The sequence below is a fragment of the Vulcanococcus limneticus LL genome, assembly GCF_002252705.1.
Lineage (GTDB): Bacteria > Cyanobacteriota > Cyanobacteriia > PCC-6307 > Cyanobiaceae > Vulcanococcus > Vulcanococcus limneticus.
This window is the reverse complement of sequence record NZ_NQLA01000040.1, coordinates 1-26,472: the sequence shown is the minus strand read 5'-3', so window position 1 is coordinate 26,472 and position 26,472 is coordinate 1. Positions and strand designations below refer to the sequence as shown.

At 60.5% G+C, this 26,472-nt stretch carries 31 protein-coding genes and 2 pseudogenes; 15 read left to right on the top strand and 18 right to left on the bottom strand.

Going from position 1 to position 26,472, the window contains the following annotated elements:
- The first annotated feature begins 351 nt into the window (after window positions 1-351).
- The 5 genes and pseudogenes from CJZ98_RS13580 to fdxB all read left to right on the top strand — a co-directional run bounded on the left by CJZ98_RS13580 (window position 352) and on the right by fdxB (window position 3,457).
- Window positions 352-651 carry a 2Fe-2S iron-sulfur cluster-binding protein gene (locus CJZ98_RS13580; RefSeq protein ID WP_094591670.1) on the top strand — a complete coding sequence of 100 codons (300 nt, stop codon included), beginning with the start codon at window positions 352-354 and terminating at the stop codon, window positions 649-651.
- Between the two features lie 24 nt (window positions 652-675).
- A pseudogene (locus tag CJZ98_RS19565) lies at window positions 676-852 on the top strand (4Fe-4S binding protein); the annotation flags it as partial.
- Between the two features lie 444 nt (window positions 853-1,296).
- Window positions 1,297-2,397: a helix-turn-helix domain-containing protein gene (locus CJZ98_RS18875; protein ID WP_198537793.1), complete on the top strand. Its 1,101-nt coding sequence runs from the start codon at window positions 1,297-1,299 to the stop codon at window positions 2,395-2,397.
- Between the two features lie 181 nt (window positions 2,398-2,578).
- Window positions 2,579-2,914, top strand: coding sequence for an SAM-dependent methyltransferase (locus CJZ98_RS18045; RefSeq protein WP_108723308.1), 336 nt, complete (start codon window positions 2,579-2,581; stop codon window positions 2,912-2,914).
- 228 nt (window positions 2,915-3,142) lie between these two features.
- Window positions 3,143-3,457 (top strand): ferredoxin III, nif-specific, encoded by a 315-nt coding sequence (gene fdxB, locus CJZ98_RS13565; RefSeq protein WP_332835050.1) that lies wholly within the window; start codon window positions 3,143-3,145, stop codon window positions 3,455-3,457.
- A gap of 450 nt (window positions 3,458-3,907) precedes the next feature.
- Here fdxB and CJZ98_RS19560 read toward each other — a convergent pair whose 3' ends face one another.
- The 14 genes from CJZ98_RS19560 to nifB all read right to left on the bottom strand — a co-directional run bounded on the left by CJZ98_RS19560 (window position 3,908) and on the right by nifB (window position 17,738).
- Entirely contained in the window at window positions 3,908-4,117 is a 210-nt protein-coding gene (locus tag CJZ98_RS19560) for a TOBE domain-containing protein (RefSeq protein ID WP_198537791.1), read from the bottom strand.
- On the bottom strand, window positions 4,044-4,256 hold the full coding sequence (locus CJZ98_RS19555) for a TOBE domain-containing protein (RefSeq protein WP_108723307.1): 213 nt from the start codon (window positions 4,254-4,256) through the stop codon (window positions 4,044-4,046). Before CJZ98_RS19555 ends, CJZ98_RS19560 begins: the two co-directional genes overlap by 74 nt.
- A 240-nt stretch (window positions 4,257-4,496) precedes the next feature.
- Window positions 4,497-4,781: a helix-turn-helix domain-containing protein gene (locus CJZ98_RS13555; RefSeq protein WP_198537785.1), complete on the bottom strand. Its 285-nt coding sequence runs from the start codon at window positions 4,779-4,781 to the stop codon at window positions 4,497-4,499.
- 241 nt (window positions 4,782-5,022) lie between these two features.
- Window positions 5,023-6,954 carry a molybdate ABC transporter permease subunit gene (gene modB, locus CJZ98_RS13550; protein WP_094591666.1) on the bottom strand — a complete coding sequence of 644 codons (1,932 nt, stop codon included), beginning with the start codon at window positions 6,952-6,954 and terminating at the stop codon, window positions 5,023-5,025.
- On the bottom strand, window positions 6,951-7,703 hold the full coding sequence (gene modA, locus CJZ98_RS13545) for a molybdate ABC transporter substrate-binding protein (RefSeq protein ID WP_157910994.1): 753 nt from the start codon (window positions 7,701-7,703) through the stop codon (window positions 6,951-6,953). The genes modB and modA overlap by 4 nt, the downstream gene beginning before the upstream one ends.
- 155 nt (window positions 7,704-7,858) lie before the next feature.
- A complete protein-coding gene (gene nifT / locus CJZ98_RS13540) occupies window positions 7,859-8,062 on the bottom strand; it encodes a putative nitrogen fixation protein NifT (RefSeq protein WP_094591664.1) in 204 nt (67 codons plus the stop codon).
- Window positions 8,062-8,466: a nitrogen fixation protein NifZ gene (locus tag CJZ98_RS13535; RefSeq protein ID WP_094591663.1), complete on the bottom strand. Its 405-nt coding sequence runs from the start codon at window positions 8,464-8,466 to the stop codon at window positions 8,062-8,064. The genes nifT and CJZ98_RS13535 overlap by 1 nt, the downstream gene beginning before the upstream one ends.
- A complete protein-coding gene (nifV, locus tag CJZ98_RS13530) occupies window positions 8,463-9,581 on the bottom strand; it encodes a homocitrate synthase (RefSeq protein ID WP_094591662.1) in 1,119 nt (372 codons plus the stop codon). The genes CJZ98_RS13535 and nifV overlap by 4 nt, the downstream gene beginning before the upstream one ends.
- A 5-nt stretch (window positions 9,582-9,586) precedes the next feature.
- Window positions 9,587-11,125, bottom strand: a complete 1,539-nt coding sequence (gene nifK, locus CJZ98_RS13525) for a nitrogenase molybdenum-iron protein subunit beta (protein ID WP_094591661.1) — start codon at window positions 11,123-11,125, stop codon at window positions 9,587-9,589.
- Between the two features lie 157 nt (window positions 11,126-11,282).
- The gene (gene nifD, locus CJZ98_RS13520; protein WP_094591660.1) at window positions 11,283-12,773 is read right to left on the bottom strand and encodes a nitrogenase molybdenum-iron protein alpha chain; all 1,491 of its coding nucleotides are present in this window, start codon (window positions 12,771-12,773) and stop codon (window positions 11,283-11,285) included.
- Between the two features lie 94 nt (window positions 12,774-12,867).
- The gene (gene nifH, locus CJZ98_RS13515; RefSeq protein ID WP_198537789.1) at window positions 12,868-13,746 is read right to left on the bottom strand and encodes a nitrogenase iron protein; all 879 of its coding nucleotides are present in this window, start codon (window positions 13,744-13,746) and stop codon (window positions 12,868-12,870) included.
- A gap of 173 nt (window positions 13,747-13,919) precedes the next feature.
- A complete protein-coding gene (gene nifU, locus CJZ98_RS13510) occupies window positions 13,920-14,765 on the bottom strand; it encodes a Fe-S cluster assembly protein NifU (protein WP_094591658.1) in 846 nt (281 codons plus the stop codon).
- A 92-nt stretch (window positions 14,766-14,857) separates the two neighbouring features.
- Window positions 14,858-16,069 carry a cysteine desulfurase NifS gene (gene nifS, locus CJZ98_RS13505; protein ID WP_094591657.1) on the bottom strand — a complete coding sequence of 404 codons (1,212 nt, stop codon included), beginning with the start codon at window positions 16,067-16,069 and terminating at the stop codon, window positions 14,858-14,860.
- A gap of 127 nt (window positions 16,070-16,196) precedes the next feature.
- On the bottom strand, window positions 16,197-17,738 hold the full coding sequence (gene nifB / locus CJZ98_RS13500) for a nitrogenase cofactor biosynthesis protein NifB (RefSeq protein WP_232756476.1): 1,542 nt from the start codon (window positions 17,736-17,738) through the stop codon (window positions 16,197-16,199).
- Window positions 17,739-18,303: 565 nt separating this feature from the next.
- Here nifB and nifE point away from each other — a divergent pair.
- From nifE to CJZ98_RS13455, 9 genes are all read left to right on the top strand, one after another.
- Complete coding sequence (gene nifE, locus CJZ98_RS13495; RefSeq protein WP_094591655.1) at window positions 18,304-19,734, top strand: nitrogenase iron-molybdenum cofactor biosynthesis protein NifE; 1,431 nt, start codon at window positions 18,304-18,306, stop codon at window positions 19,732-19,734.
- The gene (nifN, locus tag CJZ98_RS13490; RefSeq protein ID WP_094591654.1) at window positions 19,731-21,026 is read left to right on the top strand and encodes a nitrogenase iron-molybdenum cofactor biosynthesis protein NifN; all 1,296 of its coding nucleotides are present in this window, start codon (window positions 19,731-19,733) and stop codon (window positions 21,024-21,026) included. The genes nifE and nifN overlap by 4 nt, the downstream gene beginning before the upstream one ends.
- A gap of 60 nt (window positions 21,027-21,086) precedes the next feature.
- Window positions 21,087-21,464 carry a nitrogen fixation protein NifX gene (gene nifX, locus CJZ98_RS13485; RefSeq protein ID WP_232756475.1) on the top strand — a complete coding sequence of 126 codons (378 nt, stop codon included), beginning with the start codon at window positions 21,087-21,089 and terminating at the stop codon, window positions 21,462-21,464.
- Window positions 21,465-21,524: 60 nt separating this feature from the next.
- Complete coding sequence (locus CJZ98_RS13480; protein ID WP_094591653.1) at window positions 21,525-22,016, top strand: NifX-associated nitrogen fixation protein; 492 nt, start codon at window positions 21,525-21,527, stop codon at window positions 22,014-22,016.
- Window positions 22,013-22,270, top strand: coding sequence for a CCE_0567 family metalloprotein (locus tag CJZ98_RS13475; protein WP_094591652.1), 258 nt, complete (start codon window positions 22,013-22,015; stop codon window positions 22,268-22,270). The genes CJZ98_RS13480 and CJZ98_RS13475 overlap by 4 nt, the downstream gene beginning before the upstream one ends.
- Window positions 22,267-22,584: a nitrogenase-stabilizing/protective protein NifW gene (gene nifW, locus CJZ98_RS13470; RefSeq protein ID WP_094591651.1), complete on the top strand. Its 318-nt coding sequence runs from the start codon at window positions 22,267-22,269 to the stop codon at window positions 22,582-22,584. The genes CJZ98_RS13475 and nifW overlap by 4 nt, the downstream gene beginning before the upstream one ends.
- Window positions 22,581-23,408: a HesA/MoeB/ThiF family protein gene (locus CJZ98_RS13465; RefSeq protein ID WP_232756474.1), complete on the top strand. Its 828-nt coding sequence runs from the start codon at window positions 22,581-22,583 to the stop codon at window positions 23,406-23,408. Before nifW ends, CJZ98_RS13465 begins: the two co-directional genes overlap by 4 nt.
- Before the next feature lie 85 nt (window positions 23,409-23,493).
- Window positions 23,494-23,865 (top strand): HesB/IscA family protein, encoded by a 372-nt coding sequence (locus CJZ98_RS13460; RefSeq protein ID WP_094591650.1) that lies wholly within the window; start codon window positions 23,494-23,496, stop codon window positions 23,863-23,865.
- Window positions 23,855-24,130 carry a MoaD/ThiS family protein gene (locus tag CJZ98_RS13455; protein ID WP_094591649.1) on the top strand — a complete coding sequence of 92 codons (276 nt, stop codon included), beginning with the start codon at window positions 23,855-23,857 and terminating at the stop codon, window positions 24,128-24,130. The genes CJZ98_RS13460 and CJZ98_RS13455 overlap by 11 nt, the downstream gene beginning before the upstream one ends.
- 311 nt (window positions 24,131-24,441) lie before the next feature.
- Here the strand turns inward: CJZ98_RS13455 and CJZ98_RS19650 are convergent.
- A pseudogene (locus tag CJZ98_RS19650) lies at window positions 24,442-24,564 on the bottom strand (IS5/IS1182 family transposase); the annotation flags it as partial.
- A 397-nt stretch (window positions 24,565-24,961) separates the two neighbouring features.
- On the opposite strand from CJZ98_RS19650, the gene CJZ98_RS13450 reads away from it, so the two are divergent.
- Entirely contained in the window at window positions 24,962-25,165 is a 204-nt protein-coding gene (locus tag CJZ98_RS13450; protein WP_094591648.1) for a DUF924 family protein, read from the top strand.
- Here the strand turns inward: CJZ98_RS13450 and CJZ98_RS13445 are convergent.
- The 3 genes from CJZ98_RS13445 to CJZ98_RS13435 are packed head-to-tail and all read right to left on the bottom strand — an operon-like array spanning window position 25,154 to window position 26,333.
- Window positions 25,154-25,837: a cupin domain-containing protein gene (locus CJZ98_RS13445; RefSeq protein WP_094591647.1), complete on the bottom strand. Its 684-nt coding sequence runs from the start codon at window positions 25,835-25,837 to the stop codon at window positions 25,154-25,156. The two genes, CJZ98_RS13450 and CJZ98_RS13445, sit on opposite strands and share 12 nt — an antisense overlap.
- 14 nt (window positions 25,838-25,851) lie before the next feature.
- Window positions 25,852-26,136: a DUF1651 domain-containing protein gene (locus tag CJZ98_RS13440; protein ID WP_094591646.1), complete on the bottom strand. Its 285-nt coding sequence runs from the start codon at window positions 26,134-26,136 to the stop codon at window positions 25,852-25,854.
- On the bottom strand, window positions 26,133-26,333 hold the full coding sequence (locus CJZ98_RS13435) for a galactose oxidase (protein WP_232756473.1): 201 nt from the start codon (window positions 26,331-26,333) through the stop codon (window positions 26,133-26,135). The genes CJZ98_RS13440 and CJZ98_RS13435 overlap by 4 nt, the downstream gene beginning before the upstream one ends.
- Window positions 26,334-26,472 lie beyond the last annotated feature (139 nt).

Here is a 26,472-nt window from a genome sequence, read left to right as displayed (position 1 = left end):
CGGCGGAAGAGATGTCGGGCATCGCCAGCGGTGAGACCCACCGACCTAAACCGATGCTGACAGGGGCGCGGATGACACCGTGGACAGACTTTTAGGCAGCCCTGGTGTGGGAATCCGCATCCCAGTCAAAATACCCGCACCCCACTCCAAGTGTGGTGCGGGGCTGGGGTATTCGACTGCGCAAGGGCTTTGCCAGAAGAGTTTGGTTGCCAGAAGGGATGAGTGTTTCTGATTGCAGAAGTTCATTCTGAACGTTCGACAACGTCATCCGGACCAGCCTCCTGGAGCCAGCAAGGTGATCGCGCCTGACCCTCATGGGTCAACATTGGTCGAGTCGTTGCCTGAACAGCCATGTCGCCTTTTTCGGTCCAACTGATGAATAAGAAAAGAGGGCTTGATAACACCATTGAGGTCAAGCCAGGTCAGACGATCTATGACGCCTCCCTCGATGCCGGTCTTGATCTTCCCTACAGCTGCGGAACGGGCAACTGCTCAAGTTGCACCGGCCGGCTTGAAGCGGGCCAGGTCGAGCACGAGAACCAGAAGTTCCTGACGGATGAGCAGATTACTTCCGGTTTTGTGCTGCTCTGCACCGCCAGGCCCCTGAGTGACTGCCGCATCCGCACCCACCAAGAGGCCTATCTCGTGTGAATTCACTCATCAGCTGTAGCCTGCATGGCCATATCGGCTGTGCAGGCACCAGAAAATAGAAATCCCGACGGGGCCGCCGGGCGAGATCCACCGATCACCCCATTCCTGCAAGACACTGCATCAATGAGCTGGATAATCCCCGCCGCCACTTGCAGCCGTTGTGGCACGTGCGTCAGCTCTTGCCCCTACGGCGCCATCAGCCAGGAGCGAGGTCAGGTCGTCATCGATCCGGCCGTTTGCCACGACTGCAACGATCAGGGCGAACGTCCGTTCTGTGTGATCACCTGTCCAATCAGCCTGCCTCGGGCGGCCCAGGCCCGACGGGGCAGGGGTCGATTGCTGGAACGCGATAGCAGCCAAAGCGACACTCCCCAGGGCGACGTCCTGGTGCCATTCGCCAGCTGCCTGCCGGTGTGGGAAGCGGCCAACCTGCTGGCTCAGGGGGTCGATGCCTGTGGCCCTGACCCCACTCAGTCGCTGATCGAGCGTGAGTCCCAGCAGGTATGGCTGGGACTGGGGCTGAGTGCTCCGCTACGGGCTGACGTCGAAGGGAACTGGGCTTCACCAGCCCAGGCGCCACCACTGCCGCGTGCAGTGGCCCTGAAGGCCCTAACGGAGTTTGATCCTCGCGCCGTCGCTCTGCATTTGATCCTGTCCAGCAGAGCCGCAGGGCTGCAGCAACCCTGGGCTGAGACGATCACGATCGACGACCGTGAACTGGAGGAACGGCTGGGCCTGTCCCGTCGCCGTGATCTCAACCGGCCCGAGCGCCTCAGCCTGATCAAGTCGCTGATGCTCCAGCTCTGCCGGCTCACCCTGCAGTTGCGCTGTACCCCGCTCAACAATCTGCCGGAGCTGGAACTGAACCAGGATCCATTCTGGCGGCTGCTGGCCCTCGAGCACCATTTTCAAAGCGACCACGACGGCCAAAATCATCTGGCGGGCCTCACCTTCCAGCTGCGGCCCGGCGGCTGGAGCCGTTACTTTCTCAACCCTGCCGGCCAGCGGGAGCACAGGTCTCTGTACCAGTACGGCCATCTACCCGCCGGTCTGCCGCGAACCGTGATGCGCCATTGGCAACAACACCCCGGAGCCGTACGCCTGTTGGTCTGGTTGCCTTTCAAGTTGCGATTGGGGCAGCAACACACCCTGCTGGTCTCCACGCTGATGCGCATCGCCTACGGCAGTCAGCGGATAGCGGCAGCGGCGTCCGACAGGGAGCTGCGCAAGCGCCTGGTGCGCGCCTACGAAACCGATCTGTTGGTGCTACTGGAGGAGGGTCTCCGTCCCCGCTTCCATCCCCAGCTCTATCCCGATGCGATCCGTCCGCTCTGGCACAGCCTGGAGGCGATCCCCGATGACCCCGATGAAGCCCTCGCTTACTGGATCCGCGATGGAGCCAGCGAGAAGCGCCTCACCGATACAGGACCACGCAACAAATACCACCGCCTCCTGCAGGCACGCATCCAGGGCTTCGAGCGGGATCGTCGTTGGCAGCAGAGCCGAGACGAACCTTCAGAGCGTCGCCATGCCGCCGCCCCACTCACCCGGGCCGAGACCGATCGCCTGCAGGCGGATGAAATCCAGCTGGCCCGTCGACGCTCCGGTCTGAGCCAACGGGCCCTGGCCACGTTGCTGCAGCGCAGCCAGAGCTGGGTGCGCGATCTCGAGAGCGGACGCTGCAAGGCCTCGCTGGCCGATCAGGGCCAGTTGCGACAAGTGCTGGGAATCGGCAGCGGGCGTTGATGGCCCTGCAGCCGATAGGGATCATTCACTCCCCGCACCAGCAGCCACAGGACTGTCCGATCCAACCGGCCCAGGCTGCCCAGGCCCGCGGACGGGTGGAAATTCTGGCGGCCTATGAAGCTGGCCTGCAGTGTTCGGCGACGATTAGATAGGCGGGCGCCTACGTAGTTGACGCCGGGCACTGCAGGACATCGAAGGCTTCAGCCATCTGTTTCTACTGTATCTGTTCGATCGCGCCGGCAGTGTGAAGCTGGTGCGGCGTCCCTTCCTTGACGACAGACCCCACGGCATCTTTGCCAGCCGCCATCCATGCCGGCCCAATGGCATCGGCCTGTCGGTGGTGCGGTTGCTGGAGCGGCAAGGACGAAATCTGATCATCGAGGGAGTGGATGTGCTCGATGGCACCCCATTGCTGGATATCAAGCCCTATATCCCTCGCTTTGACTTCATTCCTGTCGCCAGTGAGGGTTGGTTCAGCGGTCGGCCCTTGCGAACCAAACCGGCCGGGCTGGAATGAGATGCTGCTGCTGAGAAGTTGGCCTGCTGTGAATACCATGCGCCCCATCCCATCGCTAGTGCGGCTTGATCGTGGTGAAGACGGGTCTAAACCCAGCAGCATTGTTGCCGCAGTGCAATGGCCATGACCAGATCGGATCCAGCAGGGTCTCAAGGAGGGAAATAGTGCCAGTTGGGCAGCTGACGCCAGCTAAGTTCAACAAGGTAGCCGCGTTGCCTTTCGGCAACCATGACGTTAATGACAACCCAAGCCCTTACCGCCCTCACCTTCGGTGGCAACAGCTGGACTCCACAGTTTGTTCAGTCCATCGATCAGAGCCTTTGCATCGGCTGCGGGCGCTGTTTCAAGTCTTGTGGACGCAGTGTGCTGATGTTGCGCTGTCTCGATGAGGAGGGGCAGCTGATCGCCAGTGATGATGAAGAGGACGAGGAATACGAGCGCAAGGTGATGACCATTGCGGCCCAGCAGCACTGCATCGGTTGCCAGAGCTGCCTGCGCGCCTGCCCCAAGAATTGCCTCAGCCACGCCCCCCTGTCGCTCTGACCCGAGACGTCGATCGCTGGAGCCTCAGCGGGTTCGCCCCAGGCCGCAGGCCTGCATCATCTGGGCTTCTACCTGGCGCAGCTGGAGGCGATCGGGCACCCCGGCATCAAGGTTCCTGACCTTGACGGTGAGGCTTCATCAGAAACTTCGGCATATCCCTTTCGGTGACGCCGTAGAGCCTGTACGTGTCCTGCAGGGCCTGGGTCATGCAATCCAATCCGGCTACACTGGAGCCGCAGACTGATGCCCATCAATCAGCCGATAGGCGACCGTGAACAAAGCGTCCTCTATCTGTCCCATGTCAGCGAATGAAGCCGTACATGTCCTAACGGTATCAATAGCTATTACTGGGGTCAATGTGATAATGCGAAAGCGTATGACATCTTGACGCATGGGCGGCCAGGGGGTGCCGCCCATCGCTTGCGGGCTAGGAGTGTTCGGCTTTCAGCCTCAGGCGGGGACGCCGAGGATCACGCCTGATGCCTTGATCAACGCGGTGGCCACCATGCCGGCTTCAAGCCCCAGCTCCTGTACCGATTCGCTGGCGATGATGACGTGCAGTTCGGTATCGCCCGCCAGTTCGAGGTTAACCTCGGCATTGACAGCGCCTGCCGTGACCGACTTGATGGTGCTTTTGAGATTGTTGTCGGCAAAGCTTATAGCCGAAGGTGTCAGCTTGAGTCAGAGGCGTGGAAGCTTTGATCAGAGCGATTACCTCCTTGCCGGCCGCAAGTAACAGGGAGTAGACGCTGCGATTGGTGACCATGGCTACCAGCAGATCGCCGCTGCCGAGGACCACATCAGCTTCGCTGTCGATAGCGCCGGTCTAGACCTTGACAAGCGTGCTTTTGAGAATGTTGTGAGCGTTGACTTTCAAGCTTTAATGACGTGGATAAGACCATTGGATTCTACAGCCTGATACGGTTTGACGATCGAGCAAGATCGTCAAGATTGGTGAATTGTGTATTGACATCATCCGTCGGTAGTGCGGTAGTTCGGGTTCTTCCAAAATCAGATCATTGTCAATGGGCTGCCGTATTCACATGTTTTTGAGCTGTCGGAAGCAACGGGATACCGTAACGCGGCTGAGACCACAGATGTAGGCCAGATCCTGGTGGGTGAGATTCATGTCCCGCAGCGAAAGCCGTAACCGCCGCGCCGTGACCTGGGGGAAATTGCGGGCCAGCCAGCTGAGCAGGCGTATCACCCGCTGTTCTGCTGTCGAGCCCCTGTTCATACGGACGATCGCCTCCATTTGATCCATTTGGCGGTTGAGATAGTGATGAATCTGATCGTCTCCAGCCTGGATCTCGGAGATCAGCACGGAGGTTAGACATTGCATTCCAAACAGACTGGTCGCCGTGAAGCGAGAGGTCATTCAATCCCGGGGCCCCGCAGTCTCAGCACAGGCGTTTCGCCCGCCTCACAGATGCTGACACATCTGACATAACCGGCTTCAATCGTCCAGTCCGGCCCAGCTGGAAGCAGGGAACCAGCCCCAAGATTGAGCAGCAGAGACCTCTGCAAGCCTGGAAATTCCAGCGCAAGACCAGCGGCAAGCTGTCTCATCGCTCGCAGACCAGGGGCAGGAGTTGCAGGCCTGCGGTGCGATCGCCATCGTTACCACGATGGCGCAGCAACAGAAGCCGTTGGTTCGCCATTGTCAGAATCCAGGGTTGGGGATGATCACAGAGCCGTTGCCAGTCCTGGCGTCGCACCTCCACCTGGATCAACGCCCGGGCCCGACCGGGGTGGTCCGCCAACGCCACATAGGCAATCACCTGGAAAGGCCCCTCGCTGCTCTTGATCAACTGCACCCGCCACTGATCGACACCGATGGCTCCCGTACCGGGATCCGGGTCGAGCCGCAGATGGTTGGCCCGCACTCCCACATGGGTGAGATCGGCTGGAGCGGGCTGGTCCAGCTGCAACTCCAGATGCCAGTCGAGCGCCCACAAGCGTGTGGGCGACAGGGGCCGCAGCCGTGAGAAGTTCTTACAGCCGCTCAGCCTCGCCACCACCAGCTGCTCGGGATGGTCGAACACCTCATGCTTGGGGCCGTGGGCCAGGATGCGGCCCTGATCAATCACCAGCAGATCGTCGCTGAGTCGATACGCCTCCTCCAGGTCGTGGGTGACCAGCAGGGCCGGAACATGACAGTCCTGCAGCAGATCCGCCAGCTGCTGCTGCAGCTGGCGGCGCAGGTAGGTGTCCTGGGCGGAGAACGGCTCATCGAGCAGCAGCACATCCGGCTCAATCGCCAGGGCCCGGATCAGGGCGACGCGCTGCTGCTGACCGCCGGAAAGCTCCGCCGGGTAGCGATCGGCCATGGCCAACAACCCCACCCGTTTCAGCTGGGCGGCCACCCGCTGACGGCGTTCGGCGGCTGGTAGCTGGCTGAGCCCGAAGCCGACGTTCTCGGCGACGCTGAGGTGGGGGAAGAGGGCGTAGTTCTGGAACACCAGGCCCAATCGCCGTTGGCGCAGGGGCAGGTCGATCCCGAGCCGGCGATCGAACAGCACGCGGCCATTCAGTTCGATGTGGCCCGAGTCAGGCCGCTCAAGGCCAGCCAGGGCACGCAACAGCTGGCTCTTGCCCGCCCCGGAGGCGCCGAGGATGCCCAGGCGGCGGCAGGAACTGGCGATTTGCAGATCCAGATCGAAATCCACCAGACGGCGGCGCACGGCCAAAACGAGGCGGAAGGGGATCTCACGATGGCGCCCGTTGTGCCCGGGGATGCAGAAAGCGATCGGGTCCAGCTCAGCCGCAGCATCCACCTCCCGCCGGAGAAACGGTTTAGGCAGCCTGGCGCTCCTACGGCGGCGCCTCTGCCAGCTACGGCCCTCCAGGAGCTGCATCAACACCAGACTGATGGCGTTGAGACTGAGCACCAGAGCGGTCCAGAACCAGGCCTTGCCCGTATCACCGGCATCAACAGCGGCAAAGATCGCCAGCGGTAAGGTCTGGGTGCGGCCAGGGATGTTTCCCGCCAGCATCAAGGTGGTGCCGAATTCCCCTAGGGCCCGGGCAAAACTGAGGCTCACCCCGGCCACCAGGCCCGGCATGGCCAGGGGCAGAATGATCTGGCGCAGAATTCGCCCCTCACTGGCCCCCAGGCTTCGGGCCACTTGCGGCAGGGACTCATCGATCTGCTCCAGGGACGCCAGGGCGGAGCGCACCATCAGTGGGAAGGCCGCCACCACCGAGCTCAACACCGTGGCCTGCCAGCTGAACACGATCTCGAACCCAAAGCGGTTGAGCAGGCTGCCGATCGGCCCATAGCGGCCCAACAGTTGCAACAGGATGAAGCCCACCACCGTGGGCGGCAGCACCAGGGGCGAGAGCACAGCGAGTTCGGCCAGACCCCGCTGCCAGCCCCGCAACTGACGCAAGCGCCTGGCACAGGCAAAGCCCAGGGGCGCCACCAGCAGCACCGCCAGGCTGGCGCTGCGCAGCGACAGCCACAGGGGAGAGAGCTCGGGGCTGACCCCACTCATCGCTTCGCCGCCGCTGGCAGGGGCAGCAGGCCATAGCGGCGGAACACCTGGCTCGCTTGGGCCGTGGTGAGGCTGCCCAGATAGGCGCTGGCCACTTTCGGTTGGCGGCTGGCGGCGATCACGGCGGCGCTGTAGCGAATCGGCGTGTGGCTGGCTTCGGGGGCTAGGGCGACAATGCGCAAATTCCTCACATTCTGGGCATCGCTTTTGTAGATGATGCCGGCATCGACATCACCGGCGGCCACCGCAATGGCCACGGCGCGCACCGAGCCCAGGGGCACCAGCTTGGCCTTTACCGCCTCACTGAGCCCGTAGTAGGCCAGGGTCTGGCGGCCATAGTCGCCGGCGGGCACGCTGCTATCGCCGATGGCGATGCGACGGATGGCCATGCTGTTCAGTCCCTGGAACCGCAGGGAGTGCAGGGGCGAGCGTGAGGGCACCACCAGCACCAGCTGGTTACCGGCGATTACCCGGCGGCTACCGACCACCAGCAGGCCGGCCTTTTGTAACCAGTCCATCTGCTTCTCACCGGCAGAAACGAACACATCGATCGGAGCCCCCCTATGGATTTGCTGCAGCAACACACCCGAGGCGGCGAAGTTGAAGGAGGGGGCCGGCACCTTCAAGGCGGCAACGAAACCGGGAGCAAGGTCTTGGAGCGGTTCGCTCAGGCTGCTAGCCGCCCCCACCAACAGGGGCTTGGCTTGGGCCGGGACAGCCTCTACCGTCAGGAAGAAAAGGGAAGCCATGCAACCCATCCCCCCCCTGGCAACCCAAGAAGGGACGAAGGGTCGAGATGGAGGATGAGTCGGCATGACATTCAAGGGTTTGGGTTTAGTGCTGGCCTGATTCCCAGAAGTATTGTTCGTCTGCATTCGTTCCGATTGAAATGCAGGCTATTGGCTCACAGCCTGCGGGCCTCCACCGTGCAGGGAACCTTGAGCGAGTCGAAGGTGCTGGCCAGTTCCAGCTCCCAGCCATTGGCCAGGGTGAGAATCGTGTTGCCGTCACCATTCAGCCGTTGTTCGGTGATCTCTTCTTCGAGGTCTTTTTTGGCGATATAGGCCAGGAGCTGGGCGCTGGGGCCGTGGCGGAACATCACCTTCATCAGACTGGGGTTGGGATTAGGGGATTGGTGCTGGGGAGACTTGGGCCTGTTAGGGATTGGGAATTGCCTAGGGATTGCTGATCGAGATCAGTCTTGCTGGGATCATCTGTGGGACTCTCGTCCTTGCTGAGCTCCTCTGAATCGTCGTAGACACAGCTGATCAGTTCGCGTCTGCGGCAGCCGACGACCCGGCCGGTATCTAGAAAATGGACGGCGTAGATGTAGGACGTCTGCAGAAAGGTGCCGATGCTGATCACGTAGCCGGATTCGCCCTTGTTGGCCAGGCGGGCGCCAATGGCAACGCCGGCAAAGGTGCCGTCATTGCGGATCACCTTGCGTAGCATCACCTTTTCGCCGATCTCAAAGAGGGGTGGATCATCGAGCTCCATCTCATCATTGATCATGGCGTGACCTCTTGGGGGATTAGGGCGATCAATTCTTCAGGCAGCAGCCCCCGACCCAGGGCCGAGGCCTGGGCTCGGACCCGTTGCAGTAGGCCGGCAAGCCGTTCAGCCGCTAAATCGATGCCGTGGCTGCGGAGCACCGCTGCCAGGGCATGGCGGCCAGAATGTTTGCCCACGGCTAATTCATGTTTGCGGCCCAGGCAGGCCGGATCAAAGGGCTCGTAGGTGCGTTGATCCTTAAGTACGCCCGCCCCATGGATGCCCGATTCATGCCGGAAGGCATTACGCCCCACCACCGGTTTCCAGGGGGGGAGCGGTGCCCCGGCGCAGTCGGCCACCAGGGCTGAGACCTGGCCCAGGGATTGGGTGTGGATGCCGGTGGTTAGGCCCAGGCTGAATTGGGCCGCCATCACCACCTCCTCCAGGGCCGCATTGCCGGCCCGCTCCCCGAGGCCGTTCACCGTGGTGTTCACGGCAAGGGCCCCGGCCCGCAGGCCGGCGATCGCGTTGGCGGTCGCCATGCCGAGGTCGTTGTGGGTGTGCATCTCCAGGGGCAGGCCAGTGGCGGCCAGAGCGCTAATCCATGCGTGGGTGCTGAAGGGATCGAGGATCCCCACGGTGTCGCAGAAGCGGAAGCGATCGGCGCCCAGGCTGCGAATCCAGCTGACCAGATCCTCCAATTCCTGGCGGTCCGAGCGGGACGCATCCTCCCCGCCCACACTCACGCTTGCTCCCTGGTCGAGGGCGAAGTGGACGGCGTCCGCCAGCTGGCGATGCAGCGTGGCGGTGTCGCCGCCGAACTTGGCCTCCAGCTGCAGGCGGGACACCGGCAGGGAGATGTGAACCCGCTTGAGGCCGCAGGCCAGGCTGGCGGCCACATCGTCCCGGCGGGCCCGGTTCCAGCCGACCAGGGTGACCCCCAGATCGGCGGCCACGATGGCCCGGATCGCCTCCGCCTCATCCCCACCCATGGCGGGGATGCCGATTTCCAATTCCGGCACTCCCAGGGCTGCCAACTCCCGGGCAATGCGCAATTTGAGATCGGCTCGGAAGGCCACGCCGGCGGCCTGTTCGCCGTCGCGCAGGGTGGTGTCGTGGATCAGCACGGGGGCCATGGCAACTAGCGAATCAGGTCGTAGGAGATGTCGGTCTTGGCGGGCACGATCGTGTTGCGATCCAGTTCGTCAAGTAGGGCGTTGACGATCCAATTGAGCAGGTTGATGGCGCCCTGGTAGCCATAGGTGCTGTAGCGGTGCAGGTGGTGCCGATCGAAGATCGGGTAGCCGATGCGCACCAACGGGGTTTTGGTGTCCCGCCACAGGTATTTGCCGTAGGAGTTGCCAATCAGCAGATCAACTGGCTCGGTGAACAGCAGCGAGCGCATGTGCCAGAGGTCCTTGCCGCCCCAGATGGTGGCGCCGGAACCGGCGGGGCTGCTGTCGAGCAGGGCCCGCAGTTCGGTCTCAAAGTCATCGTTGCTGTTCGACACCACGATGTGGACTGGTTCGGCACCCACTTCCAGCAGGAATTGCACCAGGCCAATCACCAGATCGGGATCGCCATAGAGGGCCACCCGCTTGCCATGGAGCCAGGCCTGGGAATCGGTAAGGGCATCCACGGCCCGGCCACGTTCGGCCTCGAGTTCGGCTGGAATCGGCTTGCCACTGAGGGCGGAGAGCTTCATCAGGAACTCATCGGTGCCGCGGATGCCGATGGGACGCACCACCTGGTTGGGTTGGCCCCATCCGGTGATCATCTTGCGAGTTCGCACCGTGCTGTAAGCCTGCAGGGCGATCGTGGCTTCGCCGTGGATGGTGTCGGCCGCATCGGCCAGCGGGGTGCCACCGGGATACATCTGGTAGGTGCCGGTGTTGGGAGAATCCAACACATCGGAGTTGTCCGCCAGCAGGTTGATCTCCACATCCATGGCCTTGGCAATGCGCTTCACCTCCCGCAGGTTGCCCACATAGGTTTCAAACCCGGGGATGATGTTGATCTTGCCGTTGCGCCAGGAGCCGGTGGGCTTGGTGGGATTGAGGGTGGTTAGGATGTTCTTGAGCATTTCGTCGTAGCCCGTGATGTGGGAGCCGACGAAGCTGGGGGTGTGGGCGTAGGGAACCGGGAAATCATGGGGCACCGCATCGGCATGCTTGGCATTGGTGATGAAGGCCTGGAGGTCATCGCCAATCACCTCTGCCATGCAGGTGGTGGACACGGCAATCATCTTGGGCTGGTACAGCTTGTAGCTGTTGGCCAGGCCTTCGATCATGTTGTTCTGGCCGCCAAACACCGCCGCGTCTTCCGTCATCGACGACGACACGGTTGAGAAGGGCTCCTTGAAGTGGCGGGTGAAGTGGGAGCGGAAATAGGCCACACAACCCTGGGACCCGTGCACAAAGGGCAGGGTGCCTTCAAAACCGCTGGCGGCCAGGATGGCGCCGAGGGGCTGGCAGGCCTTCGCGGGATTCACCGTGAGCGCTTCGCGGTTGAAGTTCTTTTCGCGATACTCCCAGCCCTTGGTCCATTCGGCGACCCGTTCCACCTCTTCAGGGGAATGGCCTCCCTCAAATTGCTTTTTCTCGGCGAAGAGCTCCTGGTATTCGCTTTGGTGGAAGAGCTCGGCGTGGTCCTTGATCTTGTTGATGTCGTTCTGGGCCATGGTTCGAACGGAAGAGGTGGATGGGGGCCAGAAACGGACTGGAGCGACGCTTCGTCAGGCTCCAGTCCTTGCTGGTGGTGGTTGGGCGGTTGGACTGACTTGGGGCTGGATTTCAGCCTGGTGTTCTGTCAGTTCCTTAGCCAGGGACTTGACAGGGTCAGTGGGCAGCAGCGGCCAGGGCTTTGTCCTTGCCCCAGGGGGTGGGGATCAGGCTCCAGGTGGGGCTGTTCAGGGCCAGGTCCATGTCCCGGGCGAAGATGGCGAAACCGTCGTAGCCGTGGTATGGGCCGGAATAATCCCAGGAGTGCATCTGCCGGAAGGGCAGGGCCATCTTCTGGAACACGTATTTCTCCTTAATGCCGGAGGCAACCAGGTCAGGGTTGAGTTTCTTGACGAAGTGCTCAAACTCACTGGCGCTCACATCGTCATAGATGAGGGTGCCGTTCTCGATGTAGTGGGTAGTGCGCTTGTAGTCGTCGTTATGGCCGAACTCATAGCCGGTGGCGATCAGTTGCATGCCCAGGTCGGTGAAGGCGGGCACCACGTGACGGGGCCGCAGGCCGCCCACCATCAGGGCGACGGTTTTGCCTTCCAGGCGGGGGCGGAACTTATCGAGCACGGCCTTGATCTGGGCCTCATACTTGGCGATTACCGCCTCGGCATTGGCCTGGATCGTGGCATCAAAGCGGGCAGCGATCGTGCGCAGGGATTCGGCAATCTGGGTGGGGCCGAAGAAGTTGTACTCCATCCAGGGGATCTGGTAGGTCTCCTCCATGTGGCGCGCGATGTAGTTCATCGAGCGGTAGCAGTGCACCAAGTTCAGCTTCACCTTGGGGGTGAGGAACATCTCGTTGAGGGTGCCATCGCCAGACCACTGGGCCACGACCCGGAGGCCGATCTCTTCGAGCAGGATGCGGCTCGACCAGGCATCGCCACCGATGTTGTAGTCACCGATGATGGCCACATCGTAGGGACCAACCTGGTGGTTTTGTTCCTCGGCCACCTTTTCGGAATTGGGGAAGACCCAGTCGCGAATCGTGTCGTTGGCGATGTGGTGACCCAGGGATTGGGACACGCCGCGGAAGCCTTCGCAACGCACCGGCACGATTGTTTTACCAATCTCCTTGGCTGTCTTACGGGCCACCGCTTCAATATCATCACCGATCAGGCCGATCGGGCACTCCGATTGGATCGATTGGCCGCGGTTGAGCGGGAAGAGCTCTTCGACCTCCTCGATCAGTTTGGTGAGCTTTTTGTCCCCACCAAACACCACATCACGCTCCTGGAAATCGGAAGTGAACTGCATCGTGCCGTAGCTGTCGATGCCGGTGGTGCCGATGTAATAGTTCCGGCGCCCGGACCAGGAATAGTAGCCGCAACCCACGGGGCCGTGGCTGATGTGCACCATGTCCTTGATCGGCCCCCAGACCACACCCTTGGAGCCGGCATAGGCGCAGCCCCGGGTGGTCATCGAGCCCGGTACAGACTTGACGTTGGACTTAACGCCACAGTCGGCCTTGGCGTGGTCGTAGACGTTGAGATGCTTGGCGCGCTTTTTCTTGGCTTTCTCGGGATAGGGCTCAAGAACCTCTTCAATCAGGGTTTTGACATCGACCGGAGCGACCGGTCGGGGTTCGGTAGTGGTCATGGGGGGAACGGGCGCAGTGAATGGTCGACGCAGAACTGAACTCAATTCAGGGGAGCTCCCCTAGGTAGGGGAGCTATGGAGCACTAGCGGTTGTTCAGACGACAGCCACTTCGGCTGCTGTTTTACCGATCAGATGTTGAATGGCAGAGTCATCGCCAAGGATGCCGAATTCGACCAGCAGGTCTTCCAGTTCATCCATGGTGATCGGGGTGGGGACCGTCAGGTTGGTGTTGTCCTTGATCTTGCGAGCAAGGCTGCGGTATTCCTGGGCCTGGTTGCTTTCAGGCGCATACTCGATCACGGTCATGCGGCGCAGTTCGGCGTGCTGCACGATGTTGTCCCGGGGGACAAAGTGGATCATCTGGGTGTTGAGGCGCTTGGCCAGGGTTTCGATCAGTTCGAGTTCCCGGTCACACTGGCGGCTGTTGCAGATCAGGCCGCCGAGACGCACACCGCCGGAGTGGGCATATTTGAGAATGCCGCGGGCGATGTTGTTGGCCGCATACATGGCCATCATCTCACCGGAGGTAACGATGTAGATCTCCTGGGCCTTGCCTTCGCGAATTGGCATGGCGAAGCCACCACAGACCACGTCACCCAGCACGTCATAGGAGACGAAATCGAGGTCTTCGTAGGCACCATTTTCTTCCAGGAAGTTAATGGCGGTGATGATGCCGCGACCGGCGCAGCCAACGCCGGGCTCGGGACCACCGGATTCGACACACTTGACCCCTTTGTAGCCTTCCAGCAGCACTTCTTCCAGTTCCACATCTTCCACGGCACCGCGTTCGGCAGCCAGGTGGAGAACGGTGGTCTGGGCCTTGCTGTGCAGCATCAACCGGGTGGAGTCAGCCTTGGGATCGCAGCCAACGATCATGATGCGGTCGCCGAATTCGGCAAGACCGGCAATGGTGTTCTGGGAGGTGGTGGATTTACCAATACCACCTTTGCCGTAGAACGCAATCTGGCGGATGGAAGGTTCGGTCATTGCTTTTGCGGGTTGAAGAATGGGGGATTGGCGTTCAGCCGTTTCAGGCTTGGATTGAAGCGTTCAGCAATGGTCTTGGGCAGCCCCTTGCCGGAGGAGAGCGGGCTGCCTGGGTCTGGGCGATGGGGGTTGTCATGGCAAGGATTGGCTGACTGGGATCAGGGAACCTGAACCACGCGCAGGTTGGATTCGAGCCGTTCGCGTAAACGGGCCTCAACCGCATAGCGGAGCGTGTCACTGCTGGAACTGCAGGTGCTGCAATTACCGCGCAGTTGCACATGCAGTTCATCGCCAACCAGTCCGCAGACCTGGATGTCGCCGCCATCCGCCTTGAGGTAAGGCCGGATGTCCTGCTCGATCACGGCATCGATCTGTTGAAGTCGAACCACCAGGGGGGCCTGGGGCGGACCATCACTTTTGGGATTCGATTCTTCCAGGATCTTGTCGATCGCCACCAGGCAACTGCCGCAGCCACCACCAGCCTTGAGGTAGGCCGTTACCTGTTCAGCGCTGCGCAGGCCGTTTTCGGCGATCACCTTGCGAATCTTCGAATCGGTGATCGCAAAGCATTTGCAGATCAGGGCCCCTTCATCCTCGTGAAGCTCTTCTCTTTCGATACCGCGATAGTTGAAGATGGCGGCTTCAAGAGCCTCCTGGCCCATCACCGAACAATGCATCTTGGCCTCGGGTAGGCCACCGAGGTAGTCGGCAATTTCCCCATTGGTCACCTGCAGGGCTTGATCGAGCGTCAGGCCCTTAACCAGCTCGGTGAGGGCGGAGGAGGAGGCAATGGCACTGGTGCATCCGAAGGTTTGGAAGCGGGCATCGAGGATGCGATCTTCAGCCACCTCGATCTGGAGATGGAGGCGCAGGGCGTCACCACAGGCAATGCTGCCCACTTCGCCCACCGCAATGGCGGTGGTGGGATCGTCGCTGGGTTTGAAGCTGCCTTGGTTGATCGGATTGTGAAAGAGCTGAAGTACCTTTTCGGAGTAGTTCCACATGGCGGTTGTTGGCGAGGGTGTCGAGTTTTAGGAAGAAGGAGAGCCTCCTGGTTTGAGGAGGGGGACTGAATGCAGTTGTTATCGGTTTTGGCTCATGGGTTTGGTGCTAACTCCATCTGCTGTAGCCAGGACACATCGTCATCACTGAAGGGTGAGAGTTGGCGTAGCCGGTCAACGATCTCTGGCATCACCTGCAAGGTGAGGTCCACCTGCTCATCGGTGCTGAAGCGTGAGAGTGAAAAGCGGATGGAGCCGTGCAAAACCGAGTAGGGGATTGCCATGGCCCGCAGCACATGGGAGGCCTCGAGGGAGCCTGAGGTGCAGGCTGATCCGGAGGAGGCGCAGATGCCGTGGCTATCAAGCGAAAATAGAATCGCTTCGCCTTCGATGTATTTGAAACCGATGTTGCTGGTGTTGCCAAGGCGCGTGGTGCCGCCGCCATTGACCACACAATCGGGGATGCGCGCCAGCAATCCCTGCTCTAGCCGATTCCGCAGTTTGGCGACCTGGGCGATTACGTCGTTCTCAATCGCTTCCTTCGCTTCTTCCGCTGCCTGGCCAAATCCCACTAGGCCGGCCACGTTTTCGGTGCCGGCGCGGCGTCCCCGTTCCTGGTGACCGCCGAGCAACCAGGGCTGGAAGCGGGTGGCACGGCGCACATAAAGGGCGCCGACCCCTTTGGGACCGTGAATTTTGTGGGCCGAGAGCGTCAACAGGTCAACCGGGAGACTGCGCAGATCAATCGGAGCTTTGCCCGCCAGTTGCACCGCATCCACGTGCCAGAGGGCCCCGGCCGTCTTCACCAGCTGCCCGATCGCTTCTAGCGGGAAGACCACACCGGTTTCGTTGTTGGCTGCCATGGTGGAAACCAGGGCCGTAGGCACCTTCAGGGCCTCTTCCAGCTGGCCCAGATCCAGTTGGCCATCGCCATCGACCCCGATCACCACATGGTCGTAGCCCTCGCTTTGCAACTGTTTGGCCACATTGAGCACGCAGGGGTGCTCAACGGCAGTAGTGATGATGCGGCGGCGGCTGGAATTGTTGCTTAGGGCGGAGCGAATGGCACTATTGTTGCCTTCACTGCCGCAACTGGTAAACACCACTTCGGTTGATTCAGCACCAATCAGGGCGGCAACCTGTTCGCGTGCCTGGGCAATTTGGAGGCTTAGGTTGCCGCCGAAGTGGTGCATGGAGGAGGGGTTGCCATAGCTTTCCCGGTAGAAGGGGAGCATGGCCTCCAACACGCCTTGGCTAACCTGGGTTGTGGCGTTGTTGTCGAAGTAGGTGATTGGCTTGATGGTCATGGCTTCGTGGATGGGAACGACTGGGCCGTTATTGAAAGGCTTGCGCTGGCATGGGCCGTGATCGAGTTCTGTTGGATCCCGCCTGGATCCAGCAACGGCTTCAGGTTCTGGGACGAACCGCACGGACTCAGGCGAGAACTGGATCTTCGGCTTTGCCTTCGCTTGCTTCGGCCGCTGCTTGGGGCTTGCTCAGCTCCCCAAAGGCCTCGCGCAGGGCGACCTTGATCAGGTTGTTGCTTTCGATCACGGGGAGACCCAGTTTTTCGAGTTTCTGGCGGGGCGAGGCGCCAATGCGGCTGACGATCACGGCGGCGCAGTCGCTCAAGATCTCGGCTATGCCGCTAAAAGCGGCCTCTTCGCCATAGCCGCCCTGGCAGTAGTGATCCACTTTGCGGTGGCCCACAAAGCGACTGCCAACCGCATCCACTGCATAGATCTGGAATTCCTTGGCGTGGCCAAAATGTTGGTTAACCAGGCCCCCACCCTTGCTGGCTACGGCCAGCAACAGCGGTCCAGGCTGGTCGCCAGAGAGGATTGGTTCGCCAATGCCATCCTCGATCCCGTCAGGGGAATCAACGAGCCGCTCGGCCTTACGAATCTGTTCGCGGAACAGTTCAATGGATTCGCGCTCCTGCAGCCGCTTGCTGGCATCGAGGGAGGGCACGCTGGCGAGAACCTTCTCCTTGCTGAATTCCTGGGAGCGATCCTCACCCAACAGGCCAACGGCATCGGCGCGGCACTGGCGGCAATGGCGCATCATCTTCACCGAGCCCTCGCCACAGGCATCCTGCACCGCTGTTAATTCCGCTTGGGTGGGTCCCCGTTGGCCGCGCAGACCAAAGACCGTGCCATGTTCGGGCGCTGAAATCAGCGGCATGATGTTGTGTAGGAAGGCACCCTTTTCGCGGATCGTGCGGTTGACCTCAACCAGGTGCTTGTCGTTGATGCCCGGGATCAACACCGAATTCACCTTGACCAGAATGTCGGCTTTGCGCAGCAGATCCAGGCTTTCCATTTGGCGCTGGTGCAGCAGCTCGGAGGCTTCGCGTCCGCGATAGCGGCGCCGCTCAAAATGGACCCAGGGATAGATTTCCATGCCGATATCGGGATCGATCATGTTGATCGTCAAGGTCACATGGTCAACGTTTAGGGCCTTGATCCGCTCGATGTGCTCCGGCACGGCTAGGCCATTGCTGGAGAGGCAGAGCTTGAGATCTGGTGCTTGTGCTGCGATCCGCTCAAAGGTTTCAAAGGTATGCTCCGGGTTGGCGAGCGGATCACCAGGGCCGGCAATGCCCACCACGGTCATTTGGGGGATGCGTTCGGCGACGACCAGGACCTTGTGGGCCGCTTCTTGCGGCGTGAGCAATTCGCTCACCACCCCGGGCCGGCTCTCATTGGCGCAATCGTATTTACGGTTACAGAAATTGCATTGGATATTGCAGGCCGGTGCCACGGCCACGTGCATGCGGGCGTAAAAGTGATGGGCCTCCTCGCTGTAGCAAGGGTGCTTCTCGATCCGGGCCAGGGTGCGCGCATCGATGCTGGTTGCTGGCTTGGGAGCGTCCGCCGAGGGACATTTGCAGTTGCCTTGGCTGGCTTTGGCGGTCCCCTGGTGGCCTGCAGGCAGAACGGGCAATGACGACATGGGTCGGTTGCGAATGACCATGTCCTAGCGGCATGCCCCTGGCCAATCCCCGGGCCCTTTCTGAATACTTAGGGCTGTACTCGGGGGCCAATTGCCTTGCTATCACTGGGCTATAGATTTGCTTCGGGTCGGGGTGCAGGTATTTACGGGGCGTGGCACCGGTATTGATCAACGGGCCCGCTGCGCTGTTTTCTTGGCCACGACTGCAAAAAGTGTTTTTTGCCACCAATTGCTGTCTAGGTAGTTCTGCTGCACTGCCAGGGCTTCGACCATTGCATGTATCCAATGTTACTGTTTTTAATCGAGTTTTTTTGAGTGCAGCTTTGCCGTGGAAAGTTGTGTCGTATTTAATACCGTATCTAAGACCAGGAAGTGCTGTCCCGCTTGGGTGAGTACTAAGAACGCAAGCCCCCTTCCCCGCCTGATTCTGGCGATCACGCAGCACCCGAATCGGGTTTTGAGTGCTCACCTGCCTTTGTTGCTTGATGCTGTTCGTTGCACGGCCATTGCCTACGGCTGGCCGTCAAGAAAAGCTCAAAACATGATGCTTAGGTTGGCAGCGACCACTCCGCGGCGGCCCCTACCCATGGTTCATGCCCCCAGCAACCGGGAGCTGCTCAACGAGCCCGCTTGCCCCCACAACCACGCTGTCCATGGCCACGGGGCCGAGACTGGTTCGCAAGCCGCTGGCCAGGGCCGCAAGAAGGCGGCCAATGGCTGCAAGCAAAAAGCCCTGCCTGGCGAAGCCCAGGGCGGCTGTGCCTTTGATGGCTCCCTGATCACCCTGGTGCCGATCACGGATGTGGCCCACCTGGTCCATGGGCCGATCGCCTGTGGGGGCCATTCCTGGGGCACCAGGGGCAGCCTCAGCTCGGGTCCAACCCTGCACCGCCACGGGTTCACCACCGACCTCAGTGAGCACGACATCATCTTTGGCGCGGAATCCAAGCTGCGTCAGGCCATCAGCGCGATCGCCCTGGAACACGCTCCTGCGGCCATTTTTGTCTACGCCACCTGCGTTACGGCCCTAATTGGCGAGGACATCGAAGCGGTTTGCAGAGCCATGGCCAAGGAGCTCTCCCTGCCGGTGATCCCCGTCCATAGCGCCGGCTACCGGGGCAGCAAGAATTTTGGCAATCGCCTGGGCGGCCAGGCCCTACTCGATCACGTCATCGGTACCCGTGACGCCGAAGATGAATTGACTCCTTCGATCAACATCATTGGCGAATACAACATTGCCGGTGAGCTTTGGTCGATTGAATTGCTTTTGCGGGTATTGGGAATCAAGATCCAGGCAAAAATTACCGGGGATGGGCGCTACGCCGACATTGCCGCTGCCCACTACGCCGATCTCAACGTGGTGATTTGCTCCAAGGCCCTCTTAAATGTGGCCCGAACCATGGAGGAACGCTATGGCATCCCGTTCATTGAAGCATCCTTTTACGGCTCTGCAAACGTCAGCCAATGCCTTCGCCAGATCGTTGATTATCTGGTTGATGCCCAGGTCGTGCCCCTTTCCTTGATCGACGATTGTGAGGCCCTGATTGAAAGCCAAACCGCCCGCATGAAACGACGATTGGCTCCCTATCGGGCCAGGTTGGAGGGCAAAAAGATTGTGCTCTACACCGGTGGAGTCAAGAGCTGGTCAATCATCGCCGCTGCCCAGGACCTCGGCATGGAGGTAGTGGCCACCAGCGTGCGCAAAAGCACAGCTGACGATCAGGCGCGCATGCGCGATCTGCTTGGACCCGAAGGGATTCTGATGGAGAAGGGCGGCGCTGCCGAAATTCTGCGGGTGATTGAGGCGACCGGTGCTGACATGTTGATTGCTGGTGGCCGCAACCAATACACCGCCCTCAAGGCCGGCATCCCCTTTCTGCATATCAACCAGGAACGGCACCATCCCTATGCCGGCTACCAGGGAATTGTGGAGATGGCCAGGGAAATTGATGAATCCATGCACAGCCCCGTTTGGGAGCAGGTGCGCCGGCCTGCCCCCTGGGAGGTAACAGCATGAGTGCCACCCAACTCAGCCAGTCCGTAGCCCCGACAGCCCGGGCCATCGTCAGCACTGACACCTTCAAGCACAGCCCTGCCCTGGGAGCCGCCTTGGCCCTATTGGGAGTCAAGGGTTCGATCCCCCTGCTCCATGGGGCCCAGGGCTGCACGGCTGCCGCCAAGGTCAAACTGGTGAACCATTTCCTTGAGGCGATCCCCCTGGCCACTACGGCCATGGATGAGGTCAGCACTGTCTTGGGAGGTGAGGAGAACATCATCCAGGCGGTTTTGGCTCTTGCTAAGAAAAGCCAGCCAGAGCTTGTTGGCGTTTGCTCCACCGCCTTAACCGCCACCCGCGGCGATGACCTCGCTGGTGCGGTGCGCTTGCTGCGGAAGCAGCAGCCCCAACTGGCGGCCCTGCCGATCTGCGTGATTGAGTCTCCCGATTTCATGGGGGGCATGCAGGAGGGATTCGCCGCTGCAGTGGCTTCCCTGCTCCAAACCTTTGCTGAACCAGGCGCGATCATTGCCGGCCAGATCACCATCGTTGTGGGTGCCAGCCTGGCGCCTGGTGATGTTCAGGAGATCAAGGACCTAGTTGAGGCCTTTGGCCTTGATGCCTTGCTAGTGCCTGATCTTGCCGATTCCCTCGATGGCCACTTTGCGGCTTCCGCCTCCACGGCCGTGGCCCAGGGCGGCGTCACGGTGGAACGCCTGCGTCTGGCGGGCCGTTCAGAGCAGATTGTGGCCATCGGCGCCAGCGTCTTGCCAGCGGCGCGTCTATTGGCGGAGCGCTGCGAGCGCCCCCTGGTGAGCTTCGATCACTTGATGACCCTGGAGGCCGTGGATGACTTGATCCGGCTGCTGATGCAATGGAGTGGCCGGGCGGTGCCGGAGCGCTATCGCCGCCAAAGGCGCCAGGTGCAGGATGCCCTGCTCGACACCCATTTCTACTTTGGCCATAAGCAGGTAGCCCTGGCCCTGGAGCGGGATTTGCTGACGGGCGTTGAGGCCTTCCTACGCTCCTGTGGCGCCTCAATTGCTATTGGCCTCACTCCCCAAATGGGTGATCTGCATCAACTTGAGCAGGCTTGCGGCGACGTTGATCTGCTGATTTCAAGTTCCCAGGCCTCCGATCTGGCAGGCCGCATGGGTGTGTCCCTGTACAGGCTTGGTTTTCCGATTGTGGATCGCCTTGGCAACGGTTTGCGGGTTTCGGTTGGCTATGGCGGACTCTTGAATTTGGTGATCGGCATCGGCAATCAGTTGTTGATTGATGAATTGGCGGTGAATGATTTCAGTAGTGCCTGAGGAAAGCCCTCCGCGACTGCGGCAGCCCTAACCGACTCCCTGTCCTTTATTCTCGACGCCATGGCCATGTTCGTTGCTTTTGCAAGTTCGGACCAACAGATCATCAATGCCCACTTCGGCTGGACTCCGTTTCTTGAGATCTACAAGGTTGATCAAGACGGTTATAGCCTGCACCAATCGATCAGCTTTCCGCCGGCCCAGGAAGACGGCGACGAAGATAAACTGACACCACGCATCAACGCCGTTCGGGCTTGCACCTTGGTGTACGTCAGTGCCATTGGTGGGAGCGCTGCTGCCAAGCTGATCAACCACAAAATCACCCCGATTCGCTCGTCTAATGGGGAGGAACCGATCACCGATTTGCTTGATCGTCTTGTGATCATGCTGCGGGGCACGCCTCCCCCCTGGCTGCGCAAGGTCTTGCTCGCTCAAAGTTGATCGAAGCTGGCTTGCGGCCCTGACCAACCTCCTTGCTATCCCATCCATTTCAGCATTTCGATGACGTCCCAATCACCCAATGGCAGCCAACCTGCTGCTGTGATCGCAGATAGCCCCACCGCACCGGCCGAGGCGGTCAAGGCCCTAGCCCTGCAAATCCGCATCAATGATGTGTTTGGCACCTACGCCCGCTGGAGTGATGATCTGCTCTTAAAGCCTTTCATCGTTACCCGAGAACAGAAGCGCACGATCACCACCGAGGGCCCCGTCGAACCGATCACCCGCGGACGCATTCAAGCCTTTTTTCGCTCGATTGCCTATCGCATCGAGGCCGGCAGTGGCCTCATGGCCCAGGTTGCCCTCGACCTCAATGATGAGGGTTTTGGCTACGCGCTAGTGTTCGCCGGAAAATTGCTATTGGTTAATCGCAGTTTACGCGATGCCCATCGCTTTGGGTTCTTGACTAGCGAAGATCTCATCGCTGAATCCGACAAACTAACGGCCCAGGGTATCAGCCTTGCTAATCGTTTTCAGGAGGTTGGCAAGGCATGACCCATTCTGCCACTGTCTGGCAACTCAACCAGGATTATGAGTCCCTTGATCTAGATGCCTTGCGCCAACGCATCCGGGCCCTTAACAGTAAGGCAGGGCAAATGAAAATGGATCTCCATGATCTAGCAGAGGGGTTGCCTGCTGATTTTGACAAGCTTCCGGCTCTGGCCACGGAAACCCACAGTCTGTTTGCCTTGCTTGACCATCTGCGCAGCCATCTTCGCGTCCGTGAACAACAGGACTCCCAACCATGACCCCAGCCAAGCAATCCCTCGAAGGGTTTAGCCGTTTAACGGATGCGGAGGATTATTTCGAATTTTTTGAGATTCCCTATGATCCCCACGTGCTCTCCGTTAATCGACTCCATATCCTGCGGGATTTTTCGCTCCAACTACAAGCCATTGATTCCTCCATTCCCTCCCTTGACGAACGCTATGGCTCCTATCGGCAAGCCCTGCTGAAGGCCTATCAGCTGTTTGTTACCTCCTCACCCCTTGAGCAAAAACTGTTTGCTGTCTTTAAGCAGCACCCCGGTCACATCGTTACCCTATCGGAGCTAACGCCGTGACGATCCCCCTGCTTGATCTTGACCCTCCAATTATCATGCCAGCGGTTCAGGTTGAGCCCAGCGGTCTGGATGCAGTGTTCGCCTTAACAGACGATCAGCGCGAACGCTACAGCCGCCAGATCCAATTAACGGATTTTGGCGAGCTTGGCCAGCACAAACTAGCCCAATCCACAGTGCTGATCACCGGCGTGGGTGGTCTCGGTGGCACCGTCGCCCTCTACCTTGCCGCCGCAGGAGTGGGCAAGCTTGTGTTGGCACGGGGCGGCACCCTGCGACTCGATGACCTCAACCGCCAGGTGTTAATGCGCCATGACGGGGTTGGTGAATTACGGGTTTTGCAGGCCGCTGAAAGCTTACGGCGCTTCAATCCAGACACCCTGGTTGAACCCATTGCCGAGTATGTCACCGCTGACAATGTGGCTGGCCTGGTGGCTGGTGCCACGGTGGTTGTTGATGCCACCCACAATTTCGAAGAGCGGTATTGGCTCAACGATGCCTGTGTACAGGCCCGCATCCCCATGGTGGAGTCGGCCATGGATGGCATGGAAGCCCAGTTGACCACCATCCTGCCTGGCACTACAGCCTGTTTGCGATGCCGCAGCGCCACTCCTCCCCCTTGGGATCGCCGTAACTTCGGAGTACTAGGGGCTGTTTCAGGGGCCCTAGCTTGTCTGACCGCCCTAGAGGTGATCAAGTTGATCACCGGCTGCGGGCCGATCCTCAGTGGCACCTTGGCCCGCTTCGACCTGGCTGAGTTAACGCTGCGCAAGTTGCCCCTCTTGCGTCAGAGCGATTGTCCCTGCTGTGGCGCCCTCGCGCCCTAAGAGCAAGGCTCCGATTTTCAATCCTTGCTTGGCTTCCCCCAGCCCCCCCTTTGGACTTCCCATTCCTTCATTTTGGTCCATCCCCATGTGCATCCAACTGACTGAACCTGCCGTTCTGAGACTCAGGAGCCTGCTGCGCTCCCAGAACCTGGGGCCGAGCGCCGGCGTGCGGATCCGGATCGACGATGGCGGCTGCGCCGGCCTTAGTTATGACATGAAACTGGTGGCCCAGGCCGAACCTGAGGACCGTGGTTTTGAAAGTGGCGGTGTCGCCCTCTTCGTTGAACCGGCCAGCCTGGCTTCCTTGCGCGGGGTCCAACTTGATTTTGTTGAGGGTGTGATGGAAAGTGGTTTCCGTTTTTCCAACCCTTCCGCCACCTCCACCTGCGGCTGCGGTAAATCCTTCAGCACCACCGAAACCTGCGCGCCGGAAGGAGCCAGCTGCCATGGCAATTGATCTCTACCTGCCCGGCAGCTGGTGCCGCCATGGTTTGGGTTCCAGCCATTTGATCCAGGAACCGGGTTCCCTGGATCAAATTCTCGCCGAGCTGGAGCGCAGCTATCCCCTAATTCGCACCCATTGGCGCCAGGCTGATGGACGTTTTGTTGATTATCTGCAGCTGTTCGTCAATGGCGTACAGGTTGCCCTGAATCCCTTGCCGGTCCAGCCACTCCACGATGGTGATGCCATTGATGTGGTTCTACCAATTTCCGGGGGGTGAGAGCGTCAAGAACGATAGCCTAAGCTTGGTTGACACTGCATCTTCTTTGTCCCGATCGATGTTGGACCCTGTGGATGTTTGTTGGGCCATAAGGGGGAGCCAAAAGCTCCCCGTTTTTGTTTCTAAGGGCGACTGCCTAGGGAAGCTCTGGGCAACAACGCTGCTGCGAGACCACTTAGCACCTTAATGCTCGATTTGAATAAATCCATTGATGCCAAGGCATAAATCAGTCGATCTCATCTGATTTATTCCTTGCTTTGCGTTCTTAAAACTGCCCTGATCAGTACCGAATGGGCACACCATCCCCCTGTTCAGCTTGTTAGAAGCAGTTGACGGTGTGACATGAACAGGTTGGTCAGCGCAGCCAGAACATTGATCTTGCAGTGATTTTGGGCCAGCACCCTCAGCTGAGACTTCTGAAAACCGATCTGCTGTTATGGCCTGCGGCCGACTTCGTCTAGATCACCCGAAAGGGATTGTCCCGCGTCAACCCCCTTGGCCGATTGGCGTCAATCAAGTTGGCCGGTGAGGGGATCTGATCGTTCCAGGTTGTCGCTGGCGACGGCGGTTGACGCGACACGAAAACTGAGGCACCCATCAGCCAGACCATTACCAGAACTGGGTTTCTCTGATCGACACCAGACGACAACCTGGTTGGCCGGCTGTACTCCGAGACCTCTGCTGAACCTTGTCGCGGAGCTCTCCGCCGGGGTCTGATGCGATCGGCACCAGTTTGTCGCCGGACGACAATTCGCTCGACCCTACGGCCGTTTTGGCTGCTTACTTCCGCTATGCCGGCTGGCCTTTGCGCGGCGGTGGCTGTCGCCGCTGATGCACAGCGAAGACCTGGCGGTGCAGGAGGCGGTGCTACCGCTGTTCGAGCAACTCACCGATCCCCACACCGCCGATTTCGCCCGCCGGCACCGCGATGTGATCGCTCGCTTTGGCCGCTTCCCCCACCGAAATGAAGCCCTGGGGCGGGTGTCGAGCGCGGCGGAGCTGACATTTTTGCAGACACCTGGCTCACGCTTCTGAGCCGTCGGTGAGCAGCGTGAGCGGCAGGTGGCCGGTCTTGGCCCAGATCGTGCAGCCCGCCTCACTCCAGGGCCGGTGCACGCTGCCCGGTGGATTGCGCAGCCAGCTGCCAGCTGAATAGCTGCCGTGCTCGTCCTGAAACACGCCATCCAGCACGAAGATTTCTTCACCGCCGGGATGGCTGTGGGGCTGGAACCGTGTGTCCGGCGCCCAGCGCACCAGAGCCACGTGCTCGGATCCGTAGCCATGCAGCGGCATCACCTCGAGTCCGTTCACCAGACCGGGCCGCCAGGCTGCCTTGTTGGTGTCGATCACCAGGCGTTGTTGATCACCGGGGTGCATCTGCTGCAGCTTCACCAGGAGCGTGCAGCCGCCCGTGCTGAAGGGGGCATGGCTCGAGCCCACCGGATTGCGCAGGTAGGTGCCAGCTGGATAGTCCCCCAACTCGTCGGAAAAGGTGCCCTCAAGAACGAGGATCTCCTCGCCGCCGCCATGGCTGTGACGCTCAAAGCGACTCCCCGGGGCATAACGCACGATTGAAGTGGCGCGGGCCACTTCACCGCCGCGGCGATCCAGCATCCGCCGCTCCACCCCGGCCATCGGGGAAGGAGCCCATGGCAGGGCGGTGGTGTCCAGCACGGCGCGCTGGTGGAGATCGGCGTGGAGGTCCATGGCTGTGATTGTGCTCAGTCCCGAGCTGGTGCCTGGGGCGGTTGCCACTGCGGGGTTGTGGGCTGCCAGCCCAGTTTGCGTTTCTCGCTCCAGAGCTTGAGGGCCGCCTCGCGGCTGAGCTCCAACCGCTTCTTGAGCAGCGGCACCGGTTGATCTGGCAGCAGCTCCCCCACGGTGACCTCCAGTCGCTTGGACCAGCGATCCCAACGGCTGGGCCGGAAGTGCAGCACCTGGCGACCGTCACTGATCCAGGCCTCTTTGGGCGACAGCGGCGGCCGGTTGCTGGCTCTACCGCTCACGCCACCTCAGGCGCCCAGCCCCGTTGCCTCACCATGTCGTCCGTCCAGCCCTGGCAGCGGTGGGTGAGGTGCTCGCCATGGGCGATCAGGCCCTGGTGCAGTTGGCAGGTGAGCAACGGGATGCAGTTCGGCCCCGGGTGATGCCGAAAGAAATGGCAGGTCATGCAGACCTTGCGGCTGCGGGTCTTGAGCAGCACGCCTTCGTCGAGATAGGGCCACGCATCAACCTCCTCCGCTCGCAGGGCTGATTCAAAGTCTTAACTCGAGCTTGGTTCTGGCTTTCTCATCGCCATCGCCAGTAGCGCCGTGATGTCGTGAGTTACGGCTTGCATGCCG

Bases quoted from the DNA above. Each gene is read 5' to 3' on its own strand.
- CJZ98_RS13580 (WP_094591670.1), top strand. From the start codon at position 352: ATGTCGCCTTTTTCGGTCCAACTGATGAATAAGAAAAGAGGGCTTGAT.
- fdxB (WP_332835050.1), top strand. From the start codon at position 3,143: ATGACGTTAATGACAACCCAAGCCCTTACCGCCCTCACCTTCGGTGGC.
- modB (WP_094591666.1), bottom strand. From the start codon at position 6,954: ATGAGTGGGGTCAGCCCCGAGCTCTCTCCCCTGTGGCTGTCGCTGCGC.
- modA (WP_157910994.1), bottom strand. From the start codon at position 7,703: ATGGCTTCCCTTTTCTTCCTGACGGTAGAGGCTGTCCCGGCCCAAGCC.
- nifT (WP_094591664.1), bottom strand. From the start codon at position 8,062: ATGAAGGTGATGTTCCGCCACGGCCCCAGCGCCCAGCTCCTGGCCTAT.
- CJZ98_RS13535 (WP_094591663.1), bottom strand. From the start codon at position 8,466: ATGATCAATGATGAGATGGAGCTCGATGATCCACCCCTCTTTGAGATC.
- nifV (WP_094591662.1), bottom strand. From the start codon at position 9,581: ATGGCCCCCGTGCTGATCCACGACACCACCCTGCGCGACGGCGAACAG.
- nifK (WP_094591661.1), bottom strand. From the start codon at position 11,125: ATGGCCCAGAACGACATCAACAAGATCAAGGACCACGCCGAGCTCTTC.
- nifD (WP_094591660.1), bottom strand. From the start codon at position 12,773: ATGACCACTACCGAACCCCGACCGGTCGCTCCGGTCGATGTCAAAACC.
- nifU (WP_094591658.1), bottom strand. From the start codon at position 14,765: ATGTGGAACTACTCCGAAAAGGTACTTCAGCTCTTTCACAATCCGATC.
- nifS (WP_094591657.1), bottom strand. From the start codon at position 16,069: ATGACCATCAAGCCAATCACCTACTTCGACAACAACGCCACAACCCAG.
- nifB (WP_232756476.1), bottom strand. From the start codon at position 17,738: ATGGTCATTCGCAACCGACCCATGTCGTCATTGCCCGTTCTGCCTGCA.
- nifE (WP_094591655.1), top strand. From the start codon at position 18,304: ATGGTTCATGCCCCCAGCAACCGGGAGCTGCTCAACGAGCCCGCTTGC.
- nifN (WP_094591654.1), top strand. From the start codon at position 19,731: ATGAGTGCCACCCAACTCAGCCAGTCCGTAGCCCCGACAGCCCGGGCC.
- nifX (WP_232756475.1), top strand. From the start codon at position 21,087: ATGGCCATGTTCGTTGCTTTTGCAAGTTCGGACCAACAGATCATCAAT.
- CJZ98_RS13480 (WP_094591653.1), top strand. From the start codon at position 21,525: ATGACGTCCCAATCACCCAATGGCAGCCAACCTGCTGCTGTGATCGCA.
- CJZ98_RS13475 (WP_094591652.1), top strand. From the start codon at position 22,013: ATGACCCATTCTGCCACTGTCTGGCAACTCAACCAGGATTATGAGTCC.
- nifW (WP_094591651.1), top strand. From the start codon at position 22,267: ATGACCCCAGCCAAGCAATCCCTCGAAGGGTTTAGCCGTTTAACGGAT.
- CJZ98_RS13460 (WP_094591650.1), top strand. From the start codon at position 23,494: ATGTGCATCCAACTGACTGAACCTGCCGTTCTGAGACTCAGGAGCCTG.
- CJZ98_RS13455 (WP_094591649.1), top strand. From the start codon at position 23,855: ATGGCAATTGATCTCTACCTGCCCGGCAGCTGGTGCCGCCATGGTTTG.
- CJZ98_RS13450 (WP_094591648.1), top strand. From the start codon at position 24,962: ATGCACAGCGAAGACCTGGCGGTGCAGGAGGCGGTGCTACCGCTGTTC.
- CJZ98_RS13445 (WP_094591647.1), bottom strand. From the start codon at position 25,837: ATGGACCTCCACGCCGATCTCCACCAGCGCGCCGTGCTGGACACCACC.